The sequence below is a fragment of the Bifidobacterium stellenboschense genome (assembly GCF_000741785.1).
GTDB lineage: Bacteria > Actinomycetota > Actinomycetes > Actinomycetales > Bifidobacteriaceae > Bifidobacterium > Bifidobacterium stellenboschense.
The window spans coordinates 1-10,060 of record NZ_JGZP01000038.1 but is presented as its reverse complement, the minus strand read 5'-3'; the positions used below and the strand labels follow the sequence as shown (position 1 = coordinate 10,060).

Sequence of the window (10,060 nt, the reverse complement as noted above, 5' to 3'; positions counted from 1 at the left end):
GTCGCCGAGCCGCCGCGCGCGCCGCGACCGCCGCGGGCACCGCGCGCCGGACCGCCGAACGCGCGCCGATACGCTTTCAGCGCGCGTCCGCGGGCGAGGTCGCGTGACCTACCGCCGCGGCTCGCCCAGTCGCCGGCCGCGGTTTCGAGTTCGCCGGCGAGCCGGTCCTCGGGGGTGACGGCCGCCCATGCGGCCTGGATCGCGGCGACGGCTCGCGCCGGGTCGAAGCGTCCCTCGTCGACGGGGACGCGCACCTGCGGGCGATGGTAGTGCGCGGCCTGATCCTCCTCGTCGCGGCACGCCCGTGAGCCGTACCAGAGTCGCGAGACGCACATGACGACGAGGTCGGCGCCGCGGATCGCCTCGGTGACCTGCCGGCGCCATGCGACGCCGGCGGGCATGCTCGCCGTGTCCTTCCATACGGCGATGCCGTTGCGTTCCATCCAGTCGATGAGCACGTCCGCGGCGGCGGACTGCCGGCGCGAATACGATACGAACACGTATCCCATGAATCCGCTACTCTCCTTGTCCTACTTGCCGTCCGCGCCGGTTCCGTCGCCGATGCCGCCGTCGCCGGTCGTCGCCGTGGCGGCGGGCGCGGCGGCGCATGCGGTCAGATTGTGGCGTCGCGCGAACGAGCCGCCGAACGCGGTCATGTTGTAGCTGGGCCAGCATACGGGGTTGCGCGCGGCGGCGGCTGCGGTCGCGCCGGCGAGCGTGGCGGTGCCGGCGAGCGACCATGGCCGCCACCAGCCGGATGCGGTGTGCGCGGTGAGCCGCGACCGGTCCCGGCTCCAGCCGAGCCGGTCGACGGCGTTGCCGTCCGGCGCGGACCAGCGGCGCACCATGGTCAGCCGTCGGTTCGCCGCCACTCCCCGACGCCTTGTCCGTCTCGCCGATGTCCCATGCGATGACGTCGCCCGTGTCGGTGCCGACGGCGACCGCGTCGCCCTGCGGCGTCACGGCGGCGACGGTCGGCGTGCCGTGTCGCGCCGCGACCGTCGCACGCGCGGTGCCGGCTGGCGTGGTCACGCTGATCGCGCCGTCGCCGGTCGCCTGCACGCGCACGGCGCCGCCCGCCGCGTCCGTCACGCCGCGCGGCGTCGTCGTGTCGGAGACGCGCGCGCCGGCGGGACGCGCGTCCGCAGGCGTCATGGCGTCGGTCGATTGGATGGCGACGTCGAGACCGTTGCCGCACGCCAGCAATCCCTTGCGTGAGAACGTGGGATAGGTGACGGCGGTGATGGTCTCGCATGCGGCGCCCAGATCGAGCCCGTGGCCGAGGTCGATGAGGCGCACGCCGTCCTGGCTGGTGCTCACCGCGGCCGTGCGTCCGTCGGCGGAGACGGCGAGGCCGAGCGGCAGGTCGCGCGTGACGACGCCGACGGGCTTGAGGCCGTCCGCATAGGCGTCCTGCCCGCCGCGTTTCGCGACGAGCAGCCTTCCCGCGTCGATGACGACGATCGTGCCGTCCGCGCCGATGACGCCGTAGACGAATTCGCCGGAATCCTTCGGCAGGGCGAGGTCGACGGGTTTCGCGTCCACGTCCTCGCCGACGACGTGCAGCGTGTCGCCGTCGCGCACCAGCGCGCGCAGGCCCCGGTCCGTGCGTTTCACGTCGAATACCTCGCCTTTCGCCGTGGAGTCGCGCAGGCCGTCGCCGTTACGCCAGACGGCCACGTGGTCCCTCTTCTCGACCATGACGCGCGTCGCGTCCTTGTCGGCGGCGACGCGTGAGAGGACCGGCGTCTTCGCGTCGATGACACGCGCCGACCCGTGGTCCAGGTCGACGAGCACGAGGCCCTTGTCGCCGGTGACCGCGGCCGTGCGGCCGTCCGCGGCGAGGGCGAATTCGAACCGTCCCGGCGCCACGCGCCACGCCTGCGATGGCTTCGCGGTGGTGACGTCCCAGACGCGCAGCACGCCGCCGGACGATTCCGCGACGAACCGCGAACCATCGTCGGAGAACACGCCGGAGCCGGTGTAGTCGCCCTGCCTCGAGTTCTCGACGCCGATGTCCAGCAGCGTCCAGTCGCGTGCGAGACCATCGCGTATCGTCGCTGCGGCGGCCGATTCGTCCACGCCGCCGGCCTCGGCCGCCTGGATCGTGCGGTACGTGGAGAATTCGGGGGCGACGTCCGATTGGAAGCGGGACACGGATTGTACGGCGGCGACGAACCGCTGGTTCGCCCACCGGGTGAACAGGATCGTGCCGGCGACGAACGCGACGACGAGCACGACCGCGACGCCTACGCGGATGTTCGACCAAATCCGCCTGCGCCGCACGCGCGCCGCATAGGCGACCGATCCGGCCGTATACGCGCGCATCGTCTCGTCGGGGCGGGCGAACGGGTCCGCCGCCATGCGTGCGACGAGCCGCGCGGACTCCTCGGCGCGACGCCGGTCCTGGATGAGGAAGTCGTCGCCGCCGCCGTTGCGCGCCCACCGTTCCGCGCTCGCACGCAACGCGTTGAACGCGTCGTAGGAGGCGATGTTGAGACGGAACAGGTCGTTCCAACGCGCCATGCGCGCGGGGCCTTGGGATTGCGAGAAGTCGGCGCAATTGTACTGGTCGACGTCGGGCCCCGCCCATTCGGGGCGCATCCCGTCGACGCGCACCGGCGCCACCGTGCGGGCGGCGCGCGCGATCGCGTTGATGTAGTCGACGAACGCCTCGCCGCGCACCGCGGGTGCGCTCAGGATGATGACGACCAGATCGAACCGGGAGGCGTCAGCGGCGGCGATCGTAGGCGCGCCCACGTTCAAGGTGACGCGTCTGCCTTGCGCGGTGGCCGCCATGGCCGCCTCGCGCGCCGCCATGGCATCGCTCCCATGCGCCACGATCATCACGGTCGGCTGTGCCGTGGGCTGTGGTATGGGCATCGCCGCCTCCTCTCCCCTCCCCACCATGATACGGCCGCCCCGTTCCGCCGCCCAATCCCCCTCCGCGCGATTCTGGTGCGCGAAACCCGTGTGTCGCGCACCATACTCGCGCGCAATATAGGAAGGGAAGACGGATGGCGCCGATATGATGGCACTGGGATGGACGGCCCGATACGGAGGGGGACGATATGGCGCAGCGGTTGGCATTGTTCATCGGCGTGGGAGAGTACGCGAACGCGATGTACGCCGACCGGCAGCCGCGATGCTGCTGCGTCGACGCGCATGCGTTCGCCCGGCTGATTCGCGAGAACAGTCCGCGCACGCCCCAGCCGAACTTCCGTCTGCTCGGCGGCGAGGTGTACGCGACGCCCGACCCGTTCGATCCCGCCGACCCGGAGATGACGGCGGACGCGCTGACCGGCCGCGTGCGCGACCTGTTCCGCATGGTACGCCGCGGCGACGCGCTCCTCTACTTCACCGGTCACGCGATCCCCATCGGCGACGGCACCGACCTGCTGCTGCTCACCCCGGACGACGACCCGGACGACGACCCGACCAACACCGCCACCCGCCGCGGCATCCGCGTGAGCGACATCCGCGACGCCGCGTTCGCCTCGCAGGCGAGCAGCATGACGATCATCCTCGACTGCTGCCATGCGGGCGTCGCCGCCACGATGGAGTGGCCGCGCAATACGACGATCCTCGCCAGCACCGACGAGCATACGGCCTCGCAATCCCTGTTCGGCACGCATCTCATGTACACGAGCGCACTGATGGCCGCGCTGCAGGGCGCGGCCGCGGACGTGCAGGGCGTCATCACGCCGCTGTCGCTGCACTCCACCGTGTGCGCGCTGCTCGACCTGGGCGAGGACGGCCAGCAGCCGGTACTGCGCACGTGGAGCGACGCGACGACCGTGCTGCGTCAGGTGGAGGCGAGCCGGCAGATCACCGAGGAGGAGCTGGCGCGCATCGCCCCGGACGACGCGCGCGGCCTCGCGACCCCCGCCCGCCGTCGTGCGGCGACGCGCATGTTCGACGGCGAACCGCTGGAGCCGTTCACAGGATTCCCGACGAAGGAGGCGGCGTTCGCCGTGCATCCGGAGCACGAGTCGCCGGCCGCGCGCGACGGGGTGACGCGCGCCGGCGACGAGACGTGGGAACAGCTGGACGGTCTGCAGCGCGACATGGAATTGTTCAAGCATCTGCGCAACGCGAAGCTGCTGGAGGCGTTCATCCGCGAGCCGGACGGCGCGACGCACGAGGCGGATCTGTTCTGGGCGTGCATGGCCGAATGGGATGCGGACCGCCGTGAGCCGACCGGACGGCGGGGCTTCGTGCGTCTGACTGATCTGGGTCGCCTCTACTGGGACATCCAGCACAAGCGGTGACGCCCATCGTCAGCGCAAGGTGCAGCTGACCGGCAGGCCGTCGGCGGCCGCCGCGGGAGCCGCCACGCCGCCTCGACGCCATGTGCCGCGGCGCACGTCGATGTCCAACGCCAGTTCGCTTCCGTCGGCGAACCGTAACGTGAGCCGGTGCGCGCCGTCCGCGTCCGGCATGTCGACGCGCAACGCCAGCGTGCCCGAGTCGTCGCGGCGCACCAGTACGCGGGCGCGTTGGGAGACGAACGTCGCATCCCACCGCTCCCCCGCCGCCGGTCGCGTCCCGGCACCACCAACATCACCAACGTCGCCGGCATCACCGAGCAGCACCGGCGCGAACCGGTCGGCATGCGCGGAGGCCGTGGAAGCCACGGAATCCGCGTCCATCGCGCCCATCGTCACGCCGCCGTCCCACGCGTCGAGTTCGCGCGCCAGCTCGTCGAACATCGCATCGGGCACGCCGTAGCCGACGGCGAGCGCGACCGTGAGGTCGGCGTCGCCTTCCGGCGTGGATTCGCGACATTCGCGTTCCACGCGGCTCTCATACGGGTACGGCAGGTGCCCGGCGAGCGCGAGATACCGTCCGAGATACCGGTTCGCGTAGGCGAGGGCCGCATCGTCGGCGAGCACCTGCACGGCGAGCGTCGGCGGGAATCCTCCGGTGAGTCCTGCGATCACGTCGCGGGGTGTGAACGGCCGCGCCGCGCCGTCCCTCCACGGCGAGACGCCGCCCGCCGATGCGTCTGCGCCCATGCCGCGTGCGGTCGTGTCGTCGCTCATGCCGTCGCTCCTTTCCGTCGTGTCGTATCGGCGTGGAACACGCACGCGCCGTCGGATGCGGGGTCGATGCGCGAGCCGACGCAGTCCGCCGGCGTGACGCGTATCGCCGTCCACCGTCGGTCCGCGGCGCGCAGCCGCGTGAACGCGGCGAGCGCGACGCCGCGCACCACGTGTTCGGCGGCGTCGATGTCGCGGGCGATGCCGCGCCACGCGTCCGCCGCGTCGTCCTCCACGTCCGCCGCGTCGTCCTCCACGTCCGCCGCCCTGTCGCCGTCGCGCACGGTTCCGAGCGCGCGGTGCAGGTTCGCGATCTTGAACTCGCGTTCCGCTTCGGCGAGCCGTTCCGGGTCGGACAGCATGATCGCCATGAGTCTCACGCCGACGTGCCGGCCGTGCGCGCCCGGCACGGTGAGGCACAGGCGTTTCGATTTGGCGACGCAGATCAGCGTCCACAATGATTTGCGGAACCGTTCGCCGCCGCGTTCGTCGCACAAGTCGATGAGGCGCACGAACGTCTCGACGGACTGGTCGGATCCGAGCATCATGCCGAGTCCGGTGACGGCGGCGAGGTATTGGACGGCGTCGACGGCGCCGCGCGCACTGTCCGCATAGTCGCGGATGGACCGGTCGACGGCCCTGCCGCCGCTTTTGCTCAGGTGCCCGCGGTCGCGGTACAGGTCGGCGAGCCGGCCGCCGCTGCCCCAGCCGCGTTCACCCTCGTAGCGTTCGAGCGCCCCGGCGAGCCGCCACGCGTTCACGTCCTGATAGGCGGCGACGGGGTTCGTGGACCGGTAGGCGAGCGTGTGTCCGTGCCCGTCGACGGCGAGCGCGTGGACGGTTTCGCCGCCGAGCCACCGGCTGACCGCCTTGTCGGCCATGTCGTGGAACCGCCACCATGATTCCGGCATGGGGGACGCGTCGCCGCCGGTCTCCCCCAGGTCGTATCCGGCGGCCATCGCCTCGCGCACCCGCGCCTGCATGGATGCGCGCACCGAGCCGAACCGATCCTCCATGCCGGGGAACATCCACACGGCGCGGCGGCGGGGGTCGTGTGCGCGCCCGTCGGTGCCACGCGTCTCGCCGCCGGAGACGAGCGCCACGTAGTCGCGGTACTCGTCCGGCGCGAGCGTGCGCCGCGCTCCCCCGTAGCCGGCGTATCCGAGGATCGCGTTGCGCAATCCGACGTACACGTATTCGCCAGGCGCGTCGTCCGCGGCCGCAGCCGCGCCCTCGTCCCGCGCACCGTCGAGGTTCACGACGCGTCCCACGCACGCGTAGGCGAGCAGCATGCGCGCCGCCTCGCGCGCGTCGCACGGCGGTTCGACGTCGCCGCGCACGAGCGCGTTGCACACCGCGGCGAGCGTCCGATCCGCGAACGCGGACGTGTCGGCGATGGCGCGCACGGCGAGCCGGATGCCGGCGATGTCGTTCTCGCCGGGCATCATGTCGCACCATCGCGCGTACCCGCGCGACACGCGCCGATGCGTGACGACCATGCGGCCCATCAGCGTGTTCCACGCGGAACCGTCCAGCCCGTGGCGCGAGTGACGTGAATGACGCGATGTGTGTACGCCGGTGCCGTGCGATCCGTCCCGCGCCGCGATGGCGTCGTCGGGCGCCGGCAGTGTGTCGAACCGTCGCGCGTCACGTTCGGGCGTGTCCACGCCCCGCCATCGCACGTCGTAGGCATGTCGGTCCGTCCGCCGGACGACGTCCAGCACGGCATGCCAGACGCACCATGATGCCACGTCGCGACGGGCGCGCGGCGTGTGGCGGCGGGTGCCGGCCACGCGTCGTGTCCAATGCGATTCCGCACGTTCCAGTGCGGCGACGGCATCCACGCCGTCGTTCCGACCCGTATCGCGCGATGATGCGGTGTCCGGAGCGGCATCCCGCAATCCCCATGCGGCGAGACGCGACCGGACCGTCCGCTCCCACGCGCCGGCGGCCACGTCCGGGCCGGCGGCGGCGTCGACCGGCCGCCGCGACCAGTCGCGCAGCCGTTCGCCGGCCATGCGTTCCGCCGTGCGCGAGGCGAGCAGGTCGAGGAAGTCCGAGGAGTCGATGTCGCCCTCGTACCCGTAGGCGTCGCGTAGCGCGGCGACGAATCCGCGACGGTCGATATGCGGGTCGAGCGCGGCGACGAAATCGACGAACCGGTCGAATTCGAGCTGCAGCATCATCGCCGCAGCCATGGCCGTCTCCTCGTCCGGCTCGTAGACGCCGTCGGCGAGGTTGCGCTCGCCGATCGGGAACGTGCGCTCCTGATCGACGATGAGGCACAGGTTGAGGAAGTCGACGCCGTACGCGCGCCGGCGGCCGGCGGCGTCCGTGCCGGTGCCGCCGGTGCCCGCGCGGGTGCCGGGGAGTCCGGCGTCCGCGGCGCCCTGCGCGCGCAGGTAGGCGGCCATACGCCGCGACATGCCGGCCATGTAGCGTTCGAGGAACGGGCCGACGATGTCCGGGTCGACCGGTTCCAGCCATTCGCCCGGATACCAGTCGTCGGACAGGCGACGCGTGCGGTCGTCGGCAGACGGGCGCTTCCATGGTGATGGTGCGCGCGCCGTCGATGCCGCGTCGGGGATGCGCCGATGCCCGGTGACCGCGATGTTCATGTGTTCCTCCCGCCCGGCGACCGCCACGTCGCCTCCGACGGCATCATTCTACGATTCTCCTATGTCGTACGATGATGCGGATCGGAGGCGAACCGGGCGATGCCGGCCCGGGCGGCGTGGGCGTGCGGCCGGTCAGGAGACGCGGCGGCGCGCGGCGAGCGCGGCGGGGACGCCGAGCGCGAGCAGCGCGACCATGGCCGCGACGATCGGCACGATCGGCGAACCGGTGGCGGACAGGTGCTTGGGCTGTGCGCCGCCCTTGCCGCCGGCCTGCGGTTTCGCGGTCGGATCGGTCTTGCCCGGGTTCTGCGGGGTCGTCGTGCCCTGCTGGCCGGTGCCGCCGGGCGTCTGGCCCGGGTTCGGGTTCACGGCTTCGATCCAGCCCTGACGCAGCGAATGACCGCCGGTCACGCCGTCATCGGCCCAGAACACCGGCTTGTAGGTCTTGCCGGCCGCGCCGCCCGCGACGGTCCGCGCGTACGAGTCGGGCGTGATCGCGAAGCCTTCCGTGTTCTGGCCGGCGATCTCCGTGGGCGTGTCGAGGAGCTTGGTGAGCGCGAGCGCGCCCTTGTCGTCGAACGTGTAGACGCCGATCTTCGAACCGGTGCCGTTGTCGTTGTCGCCTTCGGCGAGCAGCTGGTCGTGTTCGGCGTCCCAGACGAGGTCGCGCGGGCCGTCGTAGCCGGCGTTCGTCGCGGAGGCGGGCAGCGGGATCGACGCCACCGGGTAGGCGGCGTCCTGGCCGCCCACGGTGGCGAGGGCGAACGCGTAGATGGCGTTCGTCTTCTCCAGCGCCACGAAGAACAGGCCGTGGTAGTCGTTGGCGGTACCGTCCGGGTTGTAGGCGTGCACCTTCTTCGGGTCGAGGTTCGACTGGAAGCCCTTCGCGGTGAGGGTCTTGTCGGGGATGAACGCGACGCCTTCGACGCTGGCGTTGGCGTCGTCCTTGCCGAGGGTCACGCCGAACTGGTTCAGACCGGCGGTGAGGTTCCACTCGTGGGTGGCGGTGAGGTCCTGCGCGCCGTCGCCGTTCGTGTCGGAGGTCTTGGCGTTCGCGTCGTAGGAGAGGATGGACGGACGCGGCTTCTTCTTGTCCTCGTTGTCGCGTTCGGCGCCGATGAACACGCCCTTCGTGCTGTCCGGCTTGCCGTCGGCGCCGGGGATCAGCGTGATGGCCTCGGAGTCGGCACCGCCCTTGCCGTCCTTGAAGTGCAGCTGCTTGCCGCCCTTGGTCGCGCCGTTCTTCGTGAACGTCCAACCATTGGACGGGTCCTGCTTCCATGCGCCGTCCACGTTGATGAACTTGTTGATGGAGCCGGGGCCCTTGTCGCTCGTGTTGCCGAGCGTCGGGTTGAGGTCGTTGTCGGCGGCCCACAGCGTGTCCGGCTTGCCGTCGCGGCCCTGCTCGTAGATGAGGCCGGACAGGTTGCCGTCCGTATGGTCGCCGGACTGGCCCTTCGCGCCGAATTCGCCTTCGGCGTCGACGGCGGTCACGTCGGTCAGTCCCGGCCACGCGTCGACGGTCATCTTGTCGTCCGGTTTCGACGTGGGCGTCGGATCGGGGAATTCGTTGGCGGCACCGGGCGTCGGCTTGTCGCTGACCTTGAACGTGCCGTCGTCGGCGCGCGCATAGGACTGCTTGGCGGTCATCTTGTCGGCGAGCTTCCAAGTGACGGCGTCCACCTGCGCGGCGGCGTCGTACGTGTCGCCGACGTGCGAGGTGAGGTAGACGGAGTCGGCGTCGGCGCCGAGCCCCGGCTCGCCGGTGTAGTCGATCGCGGCCACGAGGTATCCGCCCGGCTGGATCGTCGTGTCGTCGACGATCTCCTTGTCGGTGCCGATCGTGTAGTGCTTCTTCTGCTTCTCGTCGTAGATGCCCCAGCCCTTGACGTCGACGGGCGCGTTGCCGGTGTTCTTGAGCTCCACCCAGTCGTCGCGCTCGGTGACCGGGTCGCCGAGCTCCTTCGTGTTGCCGGCGAACACCTCGTTGATGATCACCGTCGGCTTGTCGGCGGTCGTCGCCGGCGTTTCGGTCGTGGGTGTTTCCGTCGTGGGCGTTTCTGTCGTCGGTGCCGTCACGGTCGTCGCGTCGTCCGTGGTCGGCGTGATGCCTTCCGCCGCGAGCGCGGCCGGCGCGCCGATCGCGAGCCCGCCGCCGAACGTGGCGACGGCGATCGCCGCGGCGAGCAGCCGCCGCGCGACGCCATCATGCTGCGTGGTCATGTCTTCCCCTTCCATCGATGAAACGATACGGTTCCACGCTATGGGGCCGAAGTGACGTCGCGTGTGTGCGCGGTCGACGTACGTGTGGATTCGACGTGAACGTTCGTCGAACTCATGCGTCGCGACGCTCGCGGCGGCGGTCGCGCACGCGCAGCGACGCCGCGACCGCGCCCGCCG

6 protein-coding genes are annotated in these 10,060 nt (G+C 71.3%); 1 reads left to right on the top strand and 5 read right to left on the bottom strand.

The annotated features are described in order from the left end of the window. Positions 1-509 (bottom strand): toll/interleukin-1 receptor domain-containing protein (locus BSTEL_RS11235; RefSeq protein ID WP_034530467.1); only part of this gene is annotated, 509 nt, incomplete at its 3' end. A 7-nt stretch (positions 510-516) separates the two neighbouring features. Further along, entirely contained in the window at positions 517-2,883 is a 2,367-nt protein-coding gene (locus BSTEL_RS11230; RefSeq protein WP_156963313.1) for a WD40 repeat domain-containing protein, read from the bottom strand. Between the two features lie 188 nt (positions 2,884-3,071). Here BSTEL_RS11230 and BSTEL_RS11225 point away from each other — a divergent pair, with 188 nt between their 5' ends. Then, positions 3,072-4,271, top strand: coding sequence for a caspase family protein (locus tag BSTEL_RS11225; protein ID WP_034530457.1), 1,200 nt, complete (start codon positions 3,072-3,074; stop codon positions 4,269-4,271). Positions 4,272-4,280: 9 nt separating this feature from the next. Here the strand turns inward: BSTEL_RS11225 and BSTEL_RS11220 are convergent, their stop codons facing one another. The 3 genes from BSTEL_RS11220 to BSTEL_RS11210 form a co-directional block, all read right to left on the bottom strand. Next, entirely contained in the window at positions 4,281-5,045 is a 765-nt protein-coding gene (locus tag BSTEL_RS11220; RefSeq protein ID WP_034530456.1) for a hypothetical protein, read from the bottom strand. Next, on the bottom strand, positions 5,042-7,660 hold the full coding sequence (locus BSTEL_RS11215; RefSeq protein ID WP_034530455.1) for a hypothetical protein: 2,619 nt from the start codon (positions 7,658-7,660) through the stop codon (positions 5,042-5,044). The genes BSTEL_RS11220 and BSTEL_RS11215 overlap by 4 nt, the downstream gene beginning before the upstream one ends. A gap of 132 nt (positions 7,661-7,792) precedes the next feature. After that, positions 7,793-9,883, bottom strand: a complete 2,091-nt coding sequence (locus tag BSTEL_RS11210; protein ID WP_051923100.1) for a lamin tail domain-containing protein — start codon at positions 9,881-9,883, stop codon at positions 7,793-7,795. Positions 9,884-10,060: the final 177 nt, after the last annotated feature.